This window comes from Allobosea sp. NPDC055594, assembly GCF_053618995.1.
In genome coordinates this window covers 250,650-271,338 of the sequence record NZ_JBSHIO010000006.1, presented here as the reverse complement: position 1 = coordinate 271,338, position 20,689 = coordinate 250,650, and the positions used below count along the sequence as shown (strand labels likewise).

19 protein-coding genes are annotated in these 20,689 nt (G+C 67.5%); 10 read left to right on the top strand and 9 right to left on the bottom strand.

Features of this window, described 5'->3' with window-relative positions:
* Position 1: 1 nt before the first annotated feature.
* The 3 genes from ACWGRX_RS14825 (at position 2) to ACWGRX_RS14815 (ending at position 3,186) form a co-directional block, all read left to right on the top strand.
* Positions 2-697 (top strand): ABC transporter ATP-binding protein, encoded by a 696-nt coding sequence (locus ACWGRX_RS14825; RefSeq protein ID WP_452118151.1) that lies wholly within the window; start codon positions 2-4, stop codon positions 695-697.
* 204 nt (positions 698-901) lie between these two features.
* Positions 902-2,335 carry an aldehyde dehydrogenase family protein gene (locus ACWGRX_RS14820; RefSeq protein WP_291647790.1) on the top strand — a complete coding sequence of 478 codons (1,434 nt, stop codon included), beginning with the start codon at positions 902-904 and terminating at the stop codon, positions 2,333-2,335.
* 122 nt (positions 2,336-2,457) lie between these two features.
* Positions 2,458-3,186 carry a class I SAM-dependent methyltransferase gene (locus ACWGRX_RS14815; protein ID WP_452118150.1) on the top strand — a complete coding sequence of 243 codons (729 nt, stop codon included), beginning with the start codon at positions 2,458-2,460 and terminating at the stop codon, positions 3,184-3,186.
* A gap of 9 nt (positions 3,187-3,195) precedes the next feature.
* Here the strand turns inward: ACWGRX_RS14815 and ACWGRX_RS14810 are convergent, their stop codons facing one another.
* The gene (locus ACWGRX_RS14810) at positions 3,196-3,750 is read right to left on the bottom strand and encodes an Lrp/AsnC family transcriptional regulator (RefSeq protein ID WP_452118149.1); all 555 of its coding nucleotides are present in this window, start codon (positions 3,748-3,750) and stop codon (positions 3,196-3,198) included.
* A gap of 48 nt (positions 3,751-3,798) precedes the next feature.
* Here ACWGRX_RS14810 and ACWGRX_RS14805 point away from each other — a divergent pair, with 48 nt between their 5' ends.
* The gene (locus tag ACWGRX_RS14805) at positions 3,799-4,983 is read left to right on the top strand and encodes an MFS transporter (protein WP_452118148.1); all 1,185 of its coding nucleotides are present in this window, start codon (positions 3,799-3,801) and stop codon (positions 4,981-4,983) included.
* Between the two features lie 3 nt (positions 4,984-4,986).
* Here ACWGRX_RS14805 and ACWGRX_RS14800 read toward each other — a convergent pair whose 3' ends face one another.
* Together ACWGRX_RS14800 and ACWGRX_RS14795 are read right to left on the bottom strand one after the other, a co-directional pair.
* Entirely contained in the window at positions 4,987-6,111 is a 1,125-nt protein-coding gene (locus tag ACWGRX_RS14800; RefSeq protein WP_291638291.1) for a zinc-dependent alcohol dehydrogenase family protein, read from the bottom strand.
* Positions 6,112-6,318: 207 nt separating this feature from the next.
* On the bottom strand, positions 6,319-7,281 hold the full coding sequence (locus ACWGRX_RS14795) for a LysR family transcriptional regulator (RefSeq protein WP_452118147.1): 963 nt from the start codon (positions 7,279-7,281) through the stop codon (positions 6,319-6,321).
* A 190-nt stretch (positions 7,282-7,471) separates the two neighbouring features.
* Here ACWGRX_RS14795 and ACWGRX_RS14790 point away from each other — a divergent pair, with 190 nt between their 5' ends.
* The 5 genes from ACWGRX_RS14790 (at position 7,472) to ACWGRX_RS14770 (ending at position 13,590) form a co-directional block, all read left to right on the top strand.
* Positions 7,472-8,452: an MBL fold metallo-hydrolase gene (locus ACWGRX_RS14790; RefSeq protein WP_452118222.1), complete on the top strand. Its 981-nt coding sequence runs from the start codon at positions 7,472-7,474 to the stop codon at positions 8,450-8,452.
* Positions 8,453-8,741: 289 nt separating this feature from the next.
* Positions 8,742-10,037 carry a TackOD1 domain-containing metal-binding protein gene (locus tag ACWGRX_RS14785; RefSeq protein WP_452118146.1) on the top strand — a complete coding sequence of 432 codons (1,296 nt, stop codon included), beginning with the start codon at positions 8,742-8,744 and terminating at the stop codon, positions 10,035-10,037.
* Positions 10,038-10,039: 2 nt separating this feature from the next.
* Entirely contained in the window at positions 10,040-11,332 is a 1,293-nt protein-coding gene (locus ACWGRX_RS14780) for a glycosyltransferase family 2 protein (protein WP_452118145.1), read from the top strand.
* 4 nt (positions 11,333-11,336) lie between these two features.
* Positions 11,337-12,347 carry an HlyD family secretion protein gene (locus ACWGRX_RS14775; RefSeq protein WP_291647807.1) on the top strand — a complete coding sequence of 337 codons (1,011 nt, stop codon included), beginning with the start codon at positions 11,337-11,339 and terminating at the stop codon, positions 12,345-12,347.
* Positions 12,348-12,501: 154 nt separating this feature from the next.
* Complete coding sequence (locus ACWGRX_RS14770) at positions 12,502-13,590, top strand: mandelate racemase/muconate lactonizing enzyme family protein (RefSeq protein WP_291647809.1); 1,089 nt, start codon at positions 12,502-12,504, stop codon at positions 13,588-13,590.
* A gap of 6 nt (positions 13,591-13,596) precedes the next feature.
* Here the strand turns inward: ACWGRX_RS14770 and ACWGRX_RS14765 are convergent, their stop codons facing one another.
* Entirely contained in the window at positions 13,597-14,010 is a 414-nt protein-coding gene (locus tag ACWGRX_RS14765) for a winged helix-turn-helix transcriptional regulator (protein WP_452118144.1), read from the bottom strand.
* A gap of 87 nt (positions 14,011-14,097) precedes the next feature.
* On the opposite strand from ACWGRX_RS14765, the gene ACWGRX_RS14760 reads away from it, so the two are divergent.
* Positions 14,098-15,087, top strand: a complete 990-nt coding sequence (locus ACWGRX_RS14760) for an NADPH:quinone reductase (RefSeq protein ID WP_452118143.1) — start codon at positions 14,098-14,100, stop codon at positions 15,085-15,087.
* On the opposite strand, the gene ACWGRX_RS14755 is transcribed toward ACWGRX_RS14760, so the two are convergent.
* The 5 genes from ACWGRX_RS14755 to ACWGRX_RS14735 form a co-directional block, all read right to left on the bottom strand.
* Positions 15,084-16,979, bottom strand: a complete 1,896-nt coding sequence (locus ACWGRX_RS14755) for a bifunctional sugar phosphate isomerase/epimerase/4-hydroxyphenylpyruvate dioxygenase family protein (protein ID WP_452118142.1) — start codon at positions 16,977-16,979, stop codon at positions 15,084-15,086. The genes ACWGRX_RS14760 and ACWGRX_RS14755 overlap by 4 nt on opposite strands.
* Before the next feature lie 169 nt (positions 16,980-17,148).
* Positions 17,149-17,886, bottom strand: a complete 738-nt coding sequence (locus tag ACWGRX_RS14750) for an ABC transporter ATP-binding protein (protein ID WP_452118141.1) — start codon at positions 17,884-17,886, stop codon at positions 17,149-17,151.
* Between the two features lie 10 nt (positions 17,887-17,896).
* The gene (locus ACWGRX_RS14745; protein WP_452118140.1) at positions 17,897-18,640 is read right to left on the bottom strand and encodes an ABC transporter ATP-binding protein; all 744 of its coding nucleotides are present in this window, start codon (positions 18,638-18,640) and stop codon (positions 17,897-17,899) included.
* Entirely contained in the window at positions 18,637-19,662 is a 1,026-nt protein-coding gene (locus tag ACWGRX_RS14740) for a branched-chain amino acid ABC transporter permease (RefSeq protein WP_452118139.1), read from the bottom strand. Before ACWGRX_RS14740 ends, ACWGRX_RS14745 begins: the two co-directional genes overlap by 4 nt.
* Complete coding sequence (locus tag ACWGRX_RS14735; RefSeq protein ID WP_452118138.1) at positions 19,659-20,537, bottom strand: branched-chain amino acid ABC transporter permease; 879 nt, start codon at positions 20,535-20,537, stop codon at positions 19,659-19,661. Before ACWGRX_RS14735 ends, ACWGRX_RS14740 begins: the two co-directional genes overlap by 4 nt.
* Positions 20,538-20,689: the final 152 nt, after the last annotated feature.

The following is a 20,689-nucleotide window of genomic DNA, read 5'->3' as shown; positions in this document are numbered from 1 at the left end:
CATGCTGGAGATCAAGGGACTTTCAGCCGAGATCGAGGGCGTGCAGGTGCTGCGCCGGGCGAATCTCTCGCTGGCCGAGGGTGCGACCGTGGCGCTGATCGGCCGCAATGGCGCCGGCAAGACCAGCCTGCTGCGCGCGATCATGGGCTTCATGAAGGTGACCGAGGGCGAGATCAGCTTCGATGGGCGCCCGCTCGACGCAGTCAAGGCACATCTGCGCCCGCGCCTCGGCATCGGCTACGCGCCGGAGGATCGGCGGCTTTTCCCGGCCTTCACCATCGAGGAGAACATCCGCCTGCCGGCCGAGGTGATGAAGCTGCCGGCGGCCGAGATCGCGCGCCGGCTGGACGGGATCTACGCCGTGCTGCCCGAGCTCGCCGAACTGCGCCACCGGCCGGCGGCGGGTCTCTCCGGCGGCCAGGGCAAGATGGCGGCGCTGGCGCGGGCTCTGATGATCGGCAGCCGGGTGATCCTGCTCGACGAGCCCTTCCAGGGCCTCGCCCCGGTGCTGGCGAACCGCTATGCGGCGGCGCTGCGGACCTTGCGCGACAGCCACCCCGACATCGCCCTGCTGATCACCGAATCCAATCCGAGCCTGCTGCGCAATTTCGCCGAGAAGGCCTATGCCATAGAGCGCGGCGAAGTCAGCGAGGCTGCGCTGGCGGCAAGCTCGCTCGCCGCGGCCGGGCTGCATTGAGACCCATGCGCATCTCGGTGCCGTGTGGAAGAGTGCGGGCGAGGGGATGGCCGCGTGCCGCCCGCTGCGATTCGTCGTGCGGCCAGTGCAGGGCATCTGATCGCACGGCCGACTATCGCCAGCCCTGACGATCCCTCACAAGGGGCGCCACAGGTCGAGGCTCGCCTCACAGGACTCGCCTCGCAGGACTTGGAAGGATTTTACATGACCCAGCATTTCATCAACGGCCGTTATGTGGCCGGCCGCACCGGCGAGACCATGGCCGTGCTCGCTCCGGCGACCGGCGAGGAATTCACCCGCATCGCCTGCGGCAACGCGCAGGACATCGACGATGCCGTGAAGGCGGCGCAGGCCGCCTATGAAGGCGCCTGGGGCAAGCTCACCGCCGCCGAGCGCGGTCGGCTGATCTCCAAGCTCGCCCTCAAGGTCCAGGACCATTTCGAGGAACTGGCCAAGATCGAGGCGCAGGACACCGGCAAGCCGATGGCGCAGGCGCGGGCCGATATCGAGGCGACCGCCCGCTATTTCGAGTTCTATGGCGGCGCCGCCGACAAGGTGCACGGCCACATCATCCCGTTCCTCAACGGCTACAGCGTCAACGTCGTCCATGAGCCCTATGGCGTCACTGGCCATATCCTGCCGTGGAACTATCCGGCGCAGATGATTGGCCGCTCGCTCACCGCTTCGCTCGCCATGGGCAATGCGGTCGTGCTGAAGCCGGCCGAGGATGCCTGCCAGAGCGCGCTGCGGCTGGCCGAACTTGCCTCGGAGGTCGGCTTCCCCGATGGCGCGATCAACATCGTCACCGGCCGCGGCCATGAGGCCGGCGAGGCGCTCTGCCGCAATCCCGGCGTCGGCTTCATCTCCTTCACCGGTTCGCCGCAGGTCGGCCAGATCATCCAGAAGGCCTGCGCCGACAATTTCATCACCTGCACGCTCGAGCTCGGCGGCAAGTCTCCGCAGATCATCTTCGACGACGCCGATTTCGACGCCGCGATCCCGACCGTCTGCAAGGCCATCGTCCAGAACACCGGGCAGACCTGCTCGGCCGGCAGCCGCGTGCTCGTCCAGAAGAACGTCTATGACGACTTCATCGGCGCCGTCGCCAAGGAGTTCACCAAGCTGCGCGCCGGCACGCCGGAGATGGACCTCGATTGCGGCCCGGTGATCAACGCCAAGCAGCGCGCCCGGGTGCAGAGCTTCATCGACCAGGCCCGCGAGCAGGGCATCCCGGTCCTCGCCGAGGGCGCGATCGCCCAGGGCGTGCCGAATGGCGGCTTCTATGTGACGCCGACGCTGTTCGGCCAGGTGCCGCGCGGCAACCGGCTGGAGCAGGAAGAGGTGTTCGGGCCGGTGCTCGCCGCCTTCTCCTTCGAGGATGAGGAGGATGCGGTCCGGCTCGCAAACTCCACGGACTATGGCCTCGTCGCCGGTGTCTGGACCGGCAATGGCGGGCGCCAGCAGCGCGTCGCCAAGCGCGTCCGCGCCGGCCAGGTCTTCATCAACGGCTATGGTGCCGGCGGCGGCATCGAACTGCCCTTCGGTGGCACCGGCAAGAGCGGTCATGGCCGCGAGAAGGGCTTCATGGCCCTGGAGGAGTTCGCGGTCACCAAGACCATCGTGCACAAGCACGGCTGAGTTCCTAAGCTCTGCGAGGATCGCCGGGCGGGCGCGCTCCCGTCCGTCTCCGGCGATCCCGACTGCGCTCTTTCGAAAAGGGCTCTTGCGCCGGCCTCCGGGCCGCGTATGCAATAATGGTCATGGGCACCCGGCCGGCAGGCGACACCGTCGATATTCTCGAATCGCTGCTGGCGCCCCTGCAGGACCGGCGCATTCTCGATATCGGCTGCGGCCGGGGATATCTTTTGCGCGCGCTCGCCGAACGTGGCGCCCGCATGGCTGGCGTCGATCCGGACGAGGCGGCGCTGGAGGCGGCGCGTAGGCTCGTCCCGAAGGCCCAGCTTCACAAGGCGGGCGCGCGGCATCTGCCCTGGGGCGATGCCTCCATGCATGCGGCGATCTTTCTCAACAGCCTGCATCACGTGCCGGTCCCCGAGATGCTGCCGGCGCTCGAGGAGGCGGCCCGCGTCGTCGGCAAAGGTGGCACCGTCATCGTCGTCGAGCCGCTCTCGGAGGGGACCTTCTTCGATGCGCTGCGCCTGATCGAGGACGAGACCGAGGTCCGCCAGGCGGCCCAGGAGGCGATCGTCAGGGCGTTGCGTCGCGGCGTCGTCAGCGAGCAACGCCGGATCGAATTCGATCGGATCGAGGCTTTTCCGGATCTCGCCGCCTTCATCGCGCGCGCGATCGCGGCTGACCCGGCGCGCGAGGCGCAGGCGCTGGCGGCGCGCGGCAAGCTGCAGGCCCGCTTCGAGACGCTGTCGGAGCGCGACGAGCGCGGCTATCTCCTGCACCAGCCGATCCGGCTGCACCATCTCAAGGTGCCGGTCGGGCCGCGCCCGGTGGTCAATCCGGCCCTGTTCGGCTGAGCCTTCGGCTCAGCCGCTTGCTGTGCCGCCCGGCGCGCGCGGTTCCTTCACCCGCCCGGGCCACTCCGCGGTGAGCCCCGGCTGGACCGGCCGCTCCAGATAGGTCGAGAGCACGACATAGCTGCGCGTCGCGGTGACGCCGGGCACGTCGTAGATCTTCGCCAGCAGGCCTTCGAGCGCGTGCGTGCTCTCGGTGCGGACCTTCAGCAGCATGCAGGTGTCGCCGGCGACGGAATGGATCTCCTCCACCTCGGGATGGGCCTCGATCGCCAGCAGCGTCGTCGTCTTGCCCCAGCCGGTGGTGTCGACATGGATGAAGGCGAGCAGCGTCTTGCCGGTCGCTTCCGGCTCGATCAGCGCGGCGACCCGTCTGATCGCCCCCGACCGGCGCAGCCGCTTCACCCGCTCATGCGCCGCCGGCGGCGACAGGCCGACGCGCTCGCCGAGTTCGGCATAGCTCGTGGTCGCATCCTCGACGAGCACGCCTAACAGCTTTCGGTCCATCGCATCGAGTTCGCGCTCGGAAGCACGGCCGCGCCGAACCCCATCTGTTTTTTCGAGCATTCGATATTCTCCGATTGAACCGGAATGCAGTTCGATCAATTTGCCGAAATGACGAATGTAGATCAAATCACCTCTCGGGTTCCGGCGGTCGCCTATGCCCTCTGCCTGTGCATCGGGCTGGTCGGCGCCAACTCCCTCGCGCTCGGCCCGATCGCACCCCGGGTGGCGGAAAGCTTCGCCAGCGGCGTGCCGGCGGTGATGACGGCCTCGGCCGCCTTCGGCCTCGGCACGGCGGCGAGCGCCCTGCTGCTCGCCGGACTGATCGACCGCTTCGGGCCGGGGCGGATGCTGCGCCATGCGCTGCTCGCCTTTCTCGTCGCGCTCGCGGCGAGTGCGGCCGCGCCGGTCCTGCCGGCTTTCATCGGCGCGCAATTGCTGGCCGGGCTCGCCGCGGGCGTCGCGCTTCCTGCGATCTACACGCTCGCCGCGTTGGCGTCGCCGCCCGGTCGCGAGAGCGATACGCTTGGCGTCGTCCTGTTCGGCTGGACGTTGAGCATGGTCGCGGGCGTCTCGCTTTCGGCGGTGATCGCCGATCTCTTCGGCTGGCGCATGGTTTACGGCATCGTCGTCATCGCCGGCTTCGCGGCCGTCGCTGGAACCACCAAGCTCACCGCCGGTGGAAGCCCGACTGGCCGCGCCGCGCCGTCGCCGCTCTCGGCCCTGCGCGTTCCCGGCATCGCGCCGCTGCTTCTCGCCTGCGCCGCCTTCATGGCCTCGTTCTACGGCGTCTACGCCTATGTCGGCGACCATCTGCACCGGACGCTGGGTCTGCCCGTCAGCGCCGCCGGCCTGCTCGCCCTCTGCTACGGCCTCGGCTTCGGCGCGACCGCCTTTCTCGACCGCTGGATCGATCGTCTTGGCCCGGCCCGGCTGCTGCCGCTGTTCTTCGCGGTGGTCGGCGGCGTCTATCTGCTGATGAGCCTGGTCGCAGGCTCCTATCCCGCACTGCTCGCCGTGATGTTCGGCTGGGGCATGGCCAATCACGCCGCGCTGAACGTGCTGATCCTCAGGCTGGCCGCGCTCGATCCGGCCCGCCGCGGCGCGATCATGGGCCTCAACAGCGGCGTGACCTATCTCGCGCTCTTCGTCGGCACGAGCGGGTTCGGGCCGCTCTATGCCCGCGCCGGCTTCGCGGCGCTCCCGGCGCTGGCGGTGGTTCTGATGTCGACGGCCGCTCTGGTCACCGCGCTCGCCTCTCGCGCTACGGCGACCGGCAACCAGCCCGCGGAATAGGCCTCACATCTGGATGATATGCCGGATCGTCCGGCCTTCATGCAGCGCGTCGAAGCCCTCATTGATGCCGTCGAGCGGGCTCGAACTGGTCCAGAGCTTGTCGACCGGCAGGCGGCCGCGCTGATAGAGGTCGATGAAGCGGGGAATGTCGCGCACCGGGATGCAGGAGCCGACATAGGACCCCTTCAGCGTGCGCTCCTCGCCGACGAGCCTCACCGGCGCCAGCGACATCGTATGGGCGGGGTTGGCGAGGCCGGCAGTCGTGGTCGTGCCGCCGCGCCGGGTGATCTGGTAGGCGAGTTCCAGCGCCTTGACCGAGCCGGCCATTTCGAGGCCGTGGTCGACACCGCCCTTCGTGGCGGCGCGGATCGCTTCGACCACGTCCGGCGCGCCGGCGTTGAAGGTGTCGGTGGCGCCGAGTTCGCGGGCGATTTTCAGCTTCTCGTCGGAGAGGTCGACGGCGATGACGCGCGAGGCGCCGCAGGCGACGGCGCCGAGCAAGGCGGAGAGTCCGACGCCGCCGAGGCCGACCACCGCGGCCGTCTCGCCGGCACGGACCTTGGCGGTGTTCACGGCGGCGCCGACGCCGGTCAGCACGGCGCAGCCGAACAGGGCCGCGATCTCGTGCGGGATGTCGGCCTCGATCTTGACCAGTGAGTGCCGCGACATCACCGCATGCTCGGCGAAGGCGGAGACGCCGACATGGTGGTTGACTGGCTTGCCGTTCTGCGAGAGCCGGCGCCCGCCGGCCATCAGTTCGCCGACGCCATTGGCGGCATTGCCGGGTTCGCACAGGGCAGGGCGCCCCTCGCTGCACGGCGCGCAATGGCCGCAGGACGGGACGAAGACCATGATGACACGGTCGCCCTTCCTGAGGTCGGTGACGCCGGGACCGACCTCTTCGACCTCGCCGGCCGCCTCATGGCCGAGCACCATCGGCACCGGGCGCGGCCGGTTGCCGTCGATCACCGAGAGATCGGAATGGCAGAGGCCCGCGGCCCGGACCTTGACCAGCACTTCTCCCATGCCGGGCGGGGCGAGCTCGACCTCCTCGATCCGGAGCGGCTTCGACTGCGCATAGGGCGCGGCGACGGGGCTGGCATGGAGGACGGCGGCACGGGTCTTCAAGGCGTATCCTCGCATCGTATGCTTCGTTGGTCGCAGCCCTCATCCTGAGGAGCGATCGCAGATCGCGTCTCGAAGGATGGACGGGTTGTCTCCAGAACCTGCTGGAGCATCCTTCGAGACGCCGCTTCGCGGCTCCTCAGGATGAGGGCTGAGGATGTCCGGGAGAGTGGGCGCCGAAGCTGCCGGCTGTCAAAGACGAAATGCCGATCAGCCATATAAGGCCGGCCGATCGCCGTCCTCGCCCAGCGTCGCGGCCCAGCTTTCGTCGGTGACGAGGCCGCGCAGGATATCCCAGGAGAGCTGGCCGATGGCTCGCGCCGCCGCCGGCATCGGCCGCTCGGTCGAATAGGCGAGATGGACCTTGCGATAGAGCGAAGGCTGCTCGATCGGCCAGGTCCGGAAGATGCCGGCCTTTTCCTGCGCCCTCACGGCCATGCGCGGCAGGATGCCGTAGCCGAGGCCGCGCTCTGCCAGCCGCTTGATCTGCGCATAGGATTCGATCTCGACGGCGGCATGGACCGTGGCGTTGATGTCGGCCGCCGCCTCGTCGATCTGGTCGCGTAGGCCATGGCCCGGTCCCGGCAGGATCAGGTCGAGCCCCACCGCCTCGGCCAGCGTCACCGGCTTGCCGGGCGCGGTTCCGAGCGCGGTCAGTCCCGGTACGGCGAACAGGCAGAGCTCCTCGGTCAGGACGTGATGGATGCCGAGGCCCTTCGGGTCCGAGGTCGAGTAGATCACGGCGAGATCGACCTCGCCCTTGCGCAGCCAGTCGAGCACGAAGCCGCTCATCGCCTCGGCGATCCGGATGCGCACCGCCGGGTAGCGCTTCTTCGCCGCCTCGATCAGCGGCACGCTGAACTGTTCGCTGACCGTCCCCGGCAGTCCGATGCGGACCTCGCCGGCCGGCGCGACCGTCTCGCCGCGCACGCAATCGCGCAAGCCGGCGAACTCGGCGAGAATGGTTCGGGCCCGTTCCAGCAGGCGCTCGCCGGCCTCGGTCGCCACCACGCCGCGCGTCCCGCGGTGCAGGAGAGCCACGCCGAGCTCGTCCTCCATATGCCGCAGATGCTGGCTCAGGGCCGGCTGGGCCACACGCAGCTTGGTCGCAGCCTTCGAGAAAGAGCCCTGTTCGACAATGGCCGTGAAGTAGCGCAACTGGCGCAGATCCATCGTCGTTCCAGACCCTCCAACCCATCGGTGCCATCGGGCTGCCGGCGGCAGCTTTCGCTTATGCAGACTAGAGCGAAGGCTTATTGGCCGTCCACTGGGGGGGCGTGCAAGCTTCCGCGGCGGCAAAGGCCGGGCGGCGGGACAGACCCGGCGTCGCTCTCAACCCAGGAGGAACGCCATGTCGAAGCTCATCACATCGCCGACCAGCCGCCGCGGCTTCTTCTCGGGAGCGGCGGCGCTCGCCGTCGGTGCAAGCCTGCCGGCTGCCGGGCCGGTACTGGCCAAGGCGCCGCTCGCGGGCAGCCAGGCGCCGTATTTCTACCGCTTTGCGCTGGGGCAGGCCGAGGTCAGCGTCGTCTCGGACGGACCGCTGCCGCTCGGCGATCCCGGCAGCAACTTCGCCGGCGTCTCCAAGGAGGAGGTCTACAAGATGCTGGAGACGAATTTCCTCCCCAAGGACAATGTCGTGCTCGAGCAGAACATCCCGATCGTCAATTTCGGCGACCGGCTGGTGATGTTCGACACCGGCATGGGCTTCTCGAAGGCGTTCGGGCCAACCACCGGGCGGCTGCTCAAGAGCATGCAGGAAGCCGGCATCAACCCCGGCGACATCGACGCCATCGTCTGCAGTCATGCCCATATCGACCATATCGGCGGCATCTGCTCGGCCGAGGGCAAGGCCCATTTCCCCAACGCCCAGATCTATCTCAGCCAGACCGATTTCGATTTCTGGACCGATGAGAGCAAGCTCGGCTCGCCGCTCAAGGCCTTCATCGAGCATGCGCGCGCCAATCTCCTGCCGGTGCGCGACCGCATCGTCTTCTTCAAGGACGGACAGGAGTTCCTGCCCGGCGTGCAAGCCATCGCCGCGCCCGGCCACACCTTCGGCCATCACATCTTCCTGGTCTCCTCGGGTGGAAAATCCTTCGCCTTCCTCGGCGACCTCACCCACCATGCCGTGCTGCTGCTGGAGAAGCCGCTGATGGAGTTCGCCTATGACAGCGACCCCAAGCAGGCGGCTCAGTCGCGGGTGAAGCTGCTCGGCATGCTGGCCGAGAGCAAGACGCCGGTGATGTCCTATCATTTCGCCTGGCCCGGCTTCGGCAATCTCGCCAGGGCCGGAGAAGGTTTCCGCTATTACCCGGCGCCGATGCAGATGCTGCGCGGCTGAGCCGCATCCGGGACAGCCGCAAGGCCCCGGCCGGCCTGCTATGGCGGCGGTCACGATGTTAGGCACCCGCGCCGAAAAAGGCGCGGGGCGGGCGCATCGCGCATTTGTGTGGCCATCCGGCGAGCCAGAACGGAGTAGCCCGTATGCTCTCCCAAGGCGCGGGCCTTTGCCGTTCTCGTATGGTTAAGATGTGTTACCAAATTTCTGAGAGCACTCGTTCGCGTCGCGTAGGGGAACGGTGGCCGGCCCGGCATGGCCGGCCTCGTCGCCTTCGGCATGGAGTATCGTCATGCTCATGGGGGTCGACGGATTTGCACTGACGCCGACCGCGAATTTCCTGGCCTACCCGAGGCTTCACGACGAATGCCGCTACCCGCCGGGCTGGAAGCTCGCGGGGCGCGGAGAACCGATCGATGCGGTGGTCCTGACGGTCGCCGTCCCGGATCACGCGCTGCGCACCATCCTCGGCCATGTCGGCGATCCGCTGGTGCCGATCGTCAGTCTGGTTCCGGACGATCGCCAATGCATTGATGCTGCCGGGCAGGGCGAGCAATTCGCCTGGGAACGCGCCTATGCGATCCAGGCCCGGCTGCGCGAAATGCCGGTGAGCATCCGCCACAGTGCCGCGCCCGAGGACCTCCTGCTCGCCCGGGTCTATTCACGGGGGCAGGGGCTGGCGCCGGTCCACGATCCCAGCTCGCGCGATCTGGTGCGCTACCCGGTCGCCGGACCGCTCGAGAACGTCTCGGAGCTGGCGGTGGGGCTCGACAACAAGGGCTATCTCACGCGCCGCTTCTTCGACCGTCTCTTCTGCTGTCCGCAATGCCGCTCGGCGCATCTCTCGGTGCGTGAGGAGTGCCATTCCTGCCGCTCCGCCAATATCAGCGAGGAGGTGGTCGTCCATCACTTCCAATGTGCGCATGAGGCACCGGAAACGCAGTTTCGCAGCCATGGCGGCTTCAAATGCCCGAAATGCGCCCGGCCCTTGCGTCATATCGGCCTCGATTACGACAAGCCCGGCTCGATCAGTCGCTGCGACGATTGCGGGGCGATCAACGACAAGCCCGCGGTCGGCTTCAAATGCATGGACTGCGGCGCTCATCATGCGCCGGATCAGGTTCCGGCGCGGACCTGGTATTCCTACAGCCTGACCGCAGCTGGCCAGCGCCGCCTGCTCCACGGCGCGGATCGTGCCGGCCTGCCGGCCGGCCCGGGAGCCGATCGCTTCCGTCTGCTGCTCGAGCATACGCGGAAGGAGCAGCGCGAGTTCGGCTCGCCCTTTCAGGTCGCGAACATCACCTTCGCCAATCGCGATGCGATCGCGGCGCGCGATCTGCGACTCTGGGAACAGAGCATGCATCTCGTCGGCGATGCCCTGCACAGCGCATTACGCGAGGTCGATGCGGTGCGCGAGCATGCCGAGGGCTTTCTGATCCTGATGCCGCGTACCGGACCGCACGATGCCGCACGTGCCCTGCAGCAGGCCTCCGCCCGGATCCGCGACGTCCTGAAGGTCGACCCCGGCTTTCGCTTCACGCTGATAGAGGACGTCGCGATCGAGGGCCTCTTCAACCGGCGGGCCTGACCATGTTGGATCTGGGCGCCCCGTTCGTGATGCTCGGGCAGCTCGACTGGGCGACATGGCTCGCCATGTTCTGGTTCATGATCCTGCTGGAGGTGCCGCGCTACACGCTGTCGGGGATGGCGGTCTTCGCCGCGAGCTTCGCCAGGAAGCAGAAACCGACGCCCGCCGAACAGCGCTATCTCGACGGGTTGAAGCTGAGCGTCGTCATCGCGGGGCATAACGAAGCCGATGCGATCGAGCGCTGCCTGAAGTCACTCAGCGAGCAGACCCGCAAGATCGACGAGATCATCTTCATCGACGACGGCTCGACCGATGGGATGCGCGAGATCATCCACAAATACCGGCTTCGAGGCCAGATCGACATCGCGCTGTCCAACCAGGTCCGCAGCGGCAAGTCAGCCTCCTGCAATCTCGGCTTCTCGCTCGCCAAGGGCGACATCATCATCAATCTGGACGCCGACTGCTCCTATGACCGCGACGCGATCGCCAGGCTGATCGAGCCCTTCACCGATCCGCGCGTCGGAGCGGCTACCGGCTCGATCGGCGTGCGCAATTACGACTATTCCGCCGTCACCGGCTATCAGGCGATCGAGTACATCGTCTCCATCGGCATGGGAAAGCGCGCCCTCGATACGATCGACATGGTCGTCTGCGCTTCCGGGGCCTTCGGAGCCTTCCGCCGTGAGGCGATCCATCAGGTCGGTCTGCTCGCCCCTGGACCGGGCGAGGATTTCGACCTGACGCTGCGCCTGCGCCGCAGCGGCTGGAAGATCAGGTTCGCGGCGGATTCCTGGTGCTTCACCGACACGCCGGCGACCGTCGCCGCACTGGTGCGCCAGCGCCGCCGCTGGGATCGCGACACCCTGCGCACACGCATGCGCAAGTTCCGCGACACGTTCCGGGCCGGTCGCCGCAGGTTCCTGCTGCTGGAGACTTTCGAGCAATGCGAGTGGCTGGTGATGAACGGGCTCGTGACGCTGGTCTTCCCGATCTATGTCGGCTGGCTGTTCCTGTGCTTCGGCGTCGGCGCCCTGAACATCCTGATCGCGGTCGCCATCATCTATCTCGTCCTGGATGCCATCGGCTTCCTGATGGCGCTCGCGATCTGCCGTCGCTACAGCGCCGGGATGGTCTGGACGATCGCGCCCTACATCCTGACCTTCGGGCTCTACAACGGCGTTTTCATGCGCTGCGTGCGGCTGCACGCTTACGGGGAGGAATGGATCTATCGCGCCTCGTCACGCGATTCCTATTCGCCGTCACGCGTCTCCCACCAGGCTCACTGGAAGTCGTGAGGTCATGATCACTCAGCTGCGCGACCATGAGCGCGCCGACAAGTTCCTCAACGATGTGCGTGCCAACCAGAAGGCCAGGCGAAACTACGGGCGGTACATCTACATCGCCGCGGTGATCGCGACCTTCGCCTATCTCGGCAATGTGCTGTTCGGAAATCTGCTCTGGCTGCGAGCGGAAGGCCTGATCCTGTCCGATCACGTCATCGTCGCCTCGCCCTATTCCGTCCAGGTCACCAGGATGGCGGCGCAGCCGGGGCAGATGGTCAAGCAGGGCGATGTCCTGGCCCTGGTCAGTTCGCCGCAGATCATGGAGGCGATGGCGACGCTGACCTCCCGGGCGGCTGAGACGACGGCGCGGCAGGCCGAGCTTGCGATCAAGCTCGAGGTCGCCAATGCCGTGATGAAGACCGCCGAGGAACGGCTGAAGGAGACCGAGCAGCAATTGCGCAAGGTCAACACCTCCCGTGCCGGGCTCGGCTTCGTCTCCGACGCCTTTGCGGCGAATGTCCAGAAAGATCGCTATGCCGCCATGCAGGAGAAGGTCTCGCGCGAGGCCGAGCGCCGCGGCACGATCCAGCAGCTCGCCCAGCTCGATTTGTCGCTGGGCGAGGCCAGGGCCGCCCTGGAGCAGCTGCGCCGGAGTTATAATGACGGAGTCATCACTTCGCCCGCCGATGGCATCATCGGACCCAAAACGGCGGTTCAGGGCGATGTTCTGCGGCCTGGCGACAATCTCATGCAGCTTTATGTCGGCCACAAATACGCGCTGGTCTATCTGGAGACCGGGACGCTCTACGACGTCCGGGTCGGTGATCCCGTCCGGGTCGCCGACGGGTTCAAGCAGGCGGATGGCACGATTTCCGAGATCCAGCCGATCACGGTGCCGCTTCCGGCGGAGTTCCAGCGTGCCTTTCGCCCGCCGTCCCGCGGGCAGGTCGCGAAGATCCGGCTCGAAGCCGAGGAGACCTTTCCAATGTCGTCGAAGGTCACGGTGAGCGGCCGGGCCTGGTGGTGATGCGCTTGTGCGGGCCGATGCGGCCCGGCTTCTTCCTGTCCCGCGTCCTGGCACCGGCCCGTATGCAGGCCGGCGCCTTCCGATGCGGCGGCGGCCTCCCTAGGCTTCCTCCCCAGGACGCCCACAGTCTCGGGCGCCGATCGAGGGAGGTTTCATGGCACGCATCAGCAAGGTCGAGGCGGGATTCTACCGCATCCCGCTCGAGGTCGCCGTCAGCGACAGCATGCATGGCGAGATGCTGGCCTTCGAGCTCAACACCCTCCGCATCACCGATGCCGACGGCGCGGTCGGTGTCGGCTACACCTATACCTGCGGCCGCAACGGTGCCGCCATCGATGCGATCCTGCGCCGCGAACTGCCGGAACTGCTGATCGGTGAGGATGCCGACCGCATCGAGCATCTCTGGAACAAGATCTGGTGGGCGCAGCATTATGGCGGCCGCGGCGGCCCGACCGTGCTCGCGCTCTCGGCGGCCGATATCGCCCTCTGGGATCTGAAGGGCGTGCGCCTCGGACAGCCGCTGTGGAAGCTGCTCGGCGGCAATGCCGACCGGGTCTCCTGCTATGCCGGCGGCATCGATCTCGACTACCCGCTGGAGAAGCTGCTGGCGCAGACCGACGGCAATCTGAAGAAGGGTTTCCGGGCGATCAAGATGAAGGTCGGCCGCAAGCGCCTCGCCGAGGATGTCGAGCGCGTCGCGGCGATGCGCAGCCATCTCGGCGACGGCTTCCCGCTGATGGTCGACGCCAACATGAAGTGGAGCGTCGACGAGGCGATCCGCGCCGCCCGCGCCTTCCAGCCCTATGAGCTGACCTGGCTGGAGGAGCCGATCATCCCCGACGACGTCGCGGGCCACGCCCGCATCGTCCGCGAGGGCGGCCTGCCGGTCGCGGCCGGCGAGAATCTGCGCACGCTCTGGGAGTTCAAGCAGCTCGTCGCCACCGGCGGCGTCACCTTCCCCGAGCCCGACGTCACCAATTGCGGGGGCGTCACCGCCTTCCAGAAGATCGTCCACCTCGCCGAGGCCTTCAACCTGCCGGTCACCTCGCACGGCGCGCATGATGTCACCGTGCACCTGCTCGCGGCCGCTCCCAACGGCGCCTTCCTCGAAGCGCACGGTTTTGGGCTGGACCGCTACATCGCCGAGCCCCTGCGCATCGAGGAAGGGCTCGCGATCGCCCCCTCGCGTCCGGGCCACGGCATCGCCTTCGACTGGCAGGGTCTGGAGGCGCTGCGGGCCTGACCCGGCTCAACAGGTCCGGGGCGGCTTGTCCGATCCGTCCATGCGCGCCTGGAAGGCCTCGCCCCAGGCGCGCATGCTCAGCAGCACCGGCTCGAGCGAGCGGCCGAACTCGGTGAGCTCGTATTCCACCTTCGGCGGCACTTCCGGATAGACGATCCGGCGCAGCACGCCGTCGTTTTCCAGCTCGCGCAACTGCAAGGTGATCATCCGCTGCGTCGCCCGCGGCGTCAGCCGGCAGAGCGCGTTGAAGCGCAGCTTGCCGCGCAGCAGATGGAAGAGCAGCACCGGCTTCCAGACGCCGCCGACGACCGAGAGCGTCGCCTCGACTCCGCAGCCGGTACGGCCGGCCGGGCGCCGCCTCGGCCTTGTCTCCGCTTCTGTCGCCGGTGTCTCGATCTCGCTCTTCATACTTACATTCATGATAGTACATGCTTCTTTTGTACGTACTTGTACAATGCGAGCTATGACGGCATTTGCCTGCTTTCGCAATTATGCAGGAGCACGGCGATGAAAGCGGCATGGTACGAGCGCAAGGGGCCGGCGAGCGCGGTCCTGCAACTGGGTGAGCGGCCCGATCCGGCGCCAGGACCGGGCGAGTTGCTGGTCAGTGTCCGTGCCAGCGGCATCAATCCGTCGGATTGGAAGGCGCGTGCCGGCTGGCTCGGCCGCGACCAGATGCCGTTCCCGCTGATAATCCCGCATCAGGACGGCGCGGGGGAGGTGGTCGCGGCTGGCTCGCCGGAGCTGGAGCACCGTGTCGGCGAGCGGGTCTGGTTCTACGAGGCGGCGCTCGGCCGCCCTTTCGGCGGGGCGGCGGAGTATGTCGCGCTGCCGGCGCGGCAGGTCCAGCCGCTGCCGGATAGCGTCTCCTTCGAGGAGGGGGCCTGCCTCGGCGTGCCGGCGATGACGGCGCATCGCTGCGTCTTTGCCGACGGGCCGGTCACCGGCAAGGTCGTCCTCGTCACAGGCGGCGCCGGTGCTGTCGGCCGTTATGCGATCCAGTTTGCCAAGCAGGGCGGGGCGCGGGTGATCGCCACGGTCAGCCGGGAAGAGCAGGCGCGCTCGGCCAGGGCGGCGGGCGCCGATCTCGTGCTCAACCGCCTGAGCGACGACCTGCCCGCCGGCATCCGCGCCTTCACCGGTACGGAGCGCGGCGTTCATCGCGTCGTCGACGTGGCCTTCGGCGACAATCTCGAGGTGACGATGCAGGTGCTGGCGCCGCGGGGTGTGGTCGCGACCTACGCCTCCGACGCGATCCCGGAGCCGGCCCTGCCGTTCTGGCCGCTGATCACGCTCGACGCGACGATCCGCTGCGTGCTCGTCTATGTCATGGACGAGGCGGCGCATGACGCGGCCGCCGCCGCGATCGGCGAGGGGCTGCGCCAGGGCTGGCTCAGCCATGATGTGGCGATACGCTTCCCGCTGGAGCGCATCGCCGAGGCCCATGAGCTGCTCGAAAGCGGCCGCGTCGTCGGCAAGGTGGTGCTGACGAGCTAATCCTCTCGCAGCGGGCGGGGCACGGTCACGGGCCGTGCCTCGCGCGCCTGGGCGGCGAGCCGGACCGGCGCGTTGACCGCGCCGAAGCCCGAATAGCCGCCGCGGCGCTCGACGATCTCGAAGAAGAAGCGCTGCGCGAAGACATGGGTGTAGACCTGCAGGAACTCGGCCTCGCCATCGCGGTCGTAGAGGATGTGGTGCTCGCGCAGACGGTCGAGGAAGGCGGGATCGAGGTCGTAACGGGCTTCGAGGTCGTCGTAATAGTTCTCGGGGATGTCGAGGAAGGATAGGCCCGCCTCGCGCATCGCCGTCACCGCCGCGAAGATGTCCGGCGCCGAGAAGGCGATGTGTTGGACGCCGGAGCCGAAATGCTCCGAGACGAAGCGCGACGACAGGGTCCGCGTCGCCTGCGAGCCGTTGAGGATGAAGCGCAGGCTGCCATCCGCATTGACCAGCGGCCGGCTCTCGACGAGGCCGGCGGGGTCGGCGATGGCGAGCTGCGGGATCCGCTCCAGCGCGAACAGCGAGGTATAGAACAGCAGCCAGGACAGCATCTCGTCATAGTCCATCGACTGCGAGATATGGTCGACGCCGGTAAGCAGGGCAGGGCGGTCGCTGTCGTCCTCGACCGGCAGGAAGTCGTTCTCCCAGCTCTGCGAGCGCTCCCCCTTCGGCTCGGTGAAGTAGATCAGGCTGCCGCCGACGCCGCGGATCGCCGGGATTTCCATCTCACCGGGGCCGACCCGCTGCTCGAAGGTCGGCACCTTCAGCGCTCGCGCCCGCGCCATCGTCGCCTCGACATCGGCGACACGCAGCGCCAGCGCGCAGACGCCCGGACCATGCATGATCGCATGCGACTGCGCGAAACCGTCCTTCTCGGTGTTGATGATCAGGTTGACGCCGCCCTGGCTCCAGCGGGTCACCGCCTTGCTGCGATGCGTGCCGCTCTGATGGAATCCGAGGGCGGTGAAGAGCGCGGCGAGTTCATGTGCCGGCTCCTCGTCGAGCGCGAACTCGATGAACTCGACAGCGAGGCAGGGCGAGCGGTCCGGCATCTCGGCCCTGGCCGGCGCCTCCAGCCGGGCGACCTTGTCGCCGAGTTGGATCAGCGAACGCAGCCCATCGGTGGCGAGGCGCTTGGTCGATCCCGCGCGGAACTGGTCGTTGAAGATCTCCAGCGAGAGCGGACCGGAATAGCCGGTCGCCGCGACAGCTCTGACGAAGCCGGCGACGTCGAGGTCGCCCTGGCCGGGAAAGTTGCGGAAATGCCGGCTCCAGCTCAGCACGTCCATGTCGAGCTTCGGCGCATCGGCGAGCTGGACTAGGAAGATCCGGTCGCCCGGGATGCTGGCGATCGGCTCCAGCGGCGAGCGTCGGGCCAGGGTGTGGAAGGAATCGAGGATCAGGCCGATGCGCTCATGATTGGCGCGGCGGACGATCTCCCAGGCATCGCGGTAGTCGTTGACGTGCCGGCCCCAGGCCAGCGCCTCATAGCCGACCCTGACGCCGTGCTTTTTCGCGAGATCGCCGAGCTCGGCGAAATCGGCGGCGGCCCGGTCGATGCCGCCCTGGGATTGCGGCGAGACGTTCGAGCAGATCAGCATCAGCTCGGCGCCGAGCTCGTTCATCACCTCGAACTTGCGGCCGGCACGCGCGAAGGTCCGGGCCCGCAGCGGCTCCGGCATGCCCTCGAAATCGCGGAAGGGCTGGAATGCGTAGATCTTCAGGCCGAGGTCGGCGACCATCCGCCCGACATCGCGGGGTCCGCCATCGAAACTCAGGAAGTCGTTCTCGAAGACCTCGATGCCGTCGAAGCCGGCGGCGGCGATCGCCGTCAGCTTCTCGGCGAGGTCGCCGCTGATCGAGACGGTGGCGATCGAGGTCGGGTTCATGACTGTCCTCAGCTGGTCGAAAATGAAACCCTCATCCTGAGGAGCGATCCCATTGGGATCGCGTCTCGAAGGATGCTCCAGATCGTGGCTCCGGTGCCCCTCGCGATCATCCTTCGAGACGCCGCTGCGCGGCTCCTCAGGATGAGGGGTGAGGAGGGCCAGGGCATCGTCATGCCGCGTCCGTCATCGCGCCGCCGAGGAAGAGCTGGCCGACGCGGGGATCGGCGAGGATCTCGGCGGCCGGGCCCTGCATCCTGGTCTGGCCGAGTTCGAGCACGAGGCCTTCGTCGGAGATTTCCAGCGCCGAGCGGGCGTTCTGCTCGACCATCAGGATGGTGACGCCCTTCGCGCGCAGGTCCTTCAGGATGCCGAAGGTCTCCTGCACCATCATCGGCGAGAGCCCGATCGAGGGCTCGTCGATCAGCACGAGCTGCGGGTCGAGCAGCAGGCCGCGGACGATTTCGAGCTGCTTCTGCTCGCCGCCGGACAGGGTCGAAGCCTGCTGGTCGGCCTTGCGGCGGAGCGCCGGAAAACGGTCGAGCGCCGCTTCCAGGCGCCTGGGCATGTCGGTGATGCCGGCGCCCGCGGCGACGCTGCCGAGCTCGATATTGTGGCGCACCGAGAGCTCGGGGAAGATGTTGCGGCCCTGCGGGACATAGCAGATCCCGGCTTCCAGCAGCTTGCGCTGGTTCCAGTTGGTGATGTCGCGGCCATCGAGCCGGATGTGGCCCTCGCGGACCTTGAGCAGGCCAAAGATCGCCTTGAACACCGTCGATTTGCCGGCGCCGTTCGGGCCGATCACGGTGGTGATCGCGGCGCGGCGAACCTTGAATGTCGTGCCGTTGAGGATGGTCATGGCGCCGTAGCCGCCGACCACGCCGTCGAGCTCGAGGATGGGGGGGGTCATGGATCGCTCCTCAATGCCCCAGATAGGCTTCGATCACCGACGGATTGGCGCGGACCTCGGCCGGCGTGCCTTCCGCCAGCACCTTGCCCTCGGCCAGCACGAGAACGCGCGTGCACAGCGACATCACGAAGTCCATGTTGTGCTCGATGACCACGAAGGTCGAACCCTGCTCGGCATTGATGGCCCGCAGGCGCTCCTTCAGGTCGCCGAGCATGGTCAGGTTGACCCCGCCGGCCGGCTCGTCGAGCAGCACCAGCCGCGGCCCGGCCATGAAGGCCATGGCGGCGTCGAGCAGCTTCTGTTGGCCATAGGAGAGCCCGCCGGCCTTGGCGTCGATCAGATGACCGAGCTTGAAGAAGCTGATCATCCGGTCGGCGGCCTCGCCGAGCCCGGCATCGCGGGCGCCGAAGAAGCGCGACAGCATCGAGCCCTGATGCTCCTGTCCGGCGAGGATCAGGTTCTCGCGCACGGTGAGCTCGGGGAAGACCTGCAGCAGCTGGAAGGTGCGGCTGACGCCGAGCCGATTGAGCTCGGAGGGGCGCATATTGGTGACATCCAGCCCGTCGAGCTTCACCGTGCCCTCGGTCGGCTCGAGCTGGCCGAGGATGCAGTTGAACAGGGTCGACTTGCCGCAGCCATTGGGGCCGATGATGCCGAGGATCTCGCCTTCATTGACCGAGAACGAAACCCCGTTCACCGCCTTGATGCCGCCGAAGGCCTTGTGGAGGTTGGTGACTTCCAGCACCTGGCTCATCGGCCGCCTCCCGCCTTGTTCCGGCCGGTGATCCAGGCCCAGCCGCGTTCGATCAGCCCGCTCATCCCTTGCGGGCAGGCGATCAGGAGCAGCATCACGATGGCGGCGAAGATGATCAGGTAGAGCGAGCCGGCAAAGCGCAGCCATTCCGGCAGCACGACGCCGAGCAGCGCGCCGATGAACGGTCCGAGCAGATAGCCGGCGCCGCCCGCCACCACCATCAGCAGCAGGAAGAAGCTCTGCGACAGCGAGAAGGGCGAGGGGTCGATGAACTCGACCAGCGGGGCGTAGAGAGCGCCGGCGAAGCCGGCATAGGCCGAGCCGATCGCGAAGGCGAGCAGCGTATACATGCGCGTGTCGATGCCGAGGCTCGCCGCCCGGATCGGGTTCTCGCGCAGCGCCGTGAAGGCCCGGCCCCAGGGCGAGCGGATCATCCACCAGAGCAGCACGGCGAGCAGGAAGGTGACGACCACCACGAAGCGGTGGAAAGCGAGCGCCCCGTCGAGCTTGAAGCCGAACAGCGAGGGCCGCGGGATGTTGGAGAGCCCGAAGACGCCGCCGGTCAGCCATTGCTCGTTGCGCATCACCAGCCAGACCAGCGTCGAGAAGGCGAGCGTCACGAAGGCGAGGTAATGCGCCTTGACCCTGAGCGCCGGGAAGCCGAGCAGGAGGCCGACCGCGAAGGTTGCGATGCCGGAGATCGCGAAGGCTGCATACCAGGAGATGCCGGTCTTGGTGGTGAGGAGCGCGGTGATATAGGCGCCGATGCCCATGAAGGCGGCCTGCGCCAGCGATTTCAGGCCGGCATAGCCGAGCGTCAGATTGAGCCCCATCACGGCGATCGCCATCACCAGCCAGAGCGAGAGCACATAGGTGCCGTAGCGGCCCATGCCGGAGGGGACGAACCAGAGGATGACGGCGCCGAGCGCGAGGGTGATCAGCGTGCCGTCGGCGAAACCGCCGAGGGCGGGTGCGCGGCTCGGTGCTGTGCGGACGGCGGCGCGGCTTGCGGGCGCGGTCATACGCGGCGCTCCTCTCTCCGGCCCATCAGGCCTTCCGGCTTGAGCAGGATGATGATGATCAGCAGGACCAGCGGCACGGCGAGCTTGTACTGGCTCGAAAAGTAGCCGGCCGCGAGACTGTCGACGATGCCGACGATCAGGCCGCCGACCAGCGCGCCGCGCACCTGGTTGAAGCCGCCGACGATGGCGGCGATGAAGGCGAACAGGCCGATCACCTCGCCATTCGAGAATTTTGCCAGATAGATCGGCGAGATCAGCACCGAGGCGACGACGGCGAGCGCCGCATTGATCACGAAGGTCAAAAGCACCATGCGCTCGACCGGAATGCCGAGGATACGCGCCACCGTCGGGTTCTGCGCCGTCGCCTGCATCTGGCGGCCGAGCCTCGTGCCGCCGACGAACCATTGCAGCGCGCCGATCACGGCGAAGGCGACGGCGATGATGGCGAGGTGCTGCAGCGAGATCGCCGCGCCGAAGATAGAGAGCGTGTCGGTCGGCACGAAGGAGGGAAAGTTCTGGGCCTCGGCCGAGAAGCCGTCCTTGGCGCCTTCCTTCATGATGATCGAGAGCGCCATGGTGGCGATGGCGAGGGGCAGCACGCCATGGCGGATCATCGGGTCGACCACGGCGATCTTGAAGCCGACGCCGAAGATCAGGATGAAGGCCGCGATGCCGATGATCGCCGCGAGCCAGATCGGCGCGCTGAACAGCTTGATCGCCAGCAGGACCAGCACCGCCGGCAGCATCACGAACTCGCCCTGGGCGAAGTTGATGGTCTGCGAGGTCTGCCAGACCAGAGTGAAGCCGATGGCGGCGAGGGCGTAGATCGCGCCCGTAGCGACGCCGGCGATGAGATAGGCGATGAATTCGGCCATGGCGGTGTTCTCGCTCGGTGTTGGGCCGTGGACTGGAAAGCTCGTTTTAGCCAAGGCTTTCCAGAAGATGCCGACGGGTGGAACATCCGCGGGGAACCCTTCTCCCGTGTGGGAGAAGGGCAGGGATGAGGGCCTGCCCTAACCACAGAGGG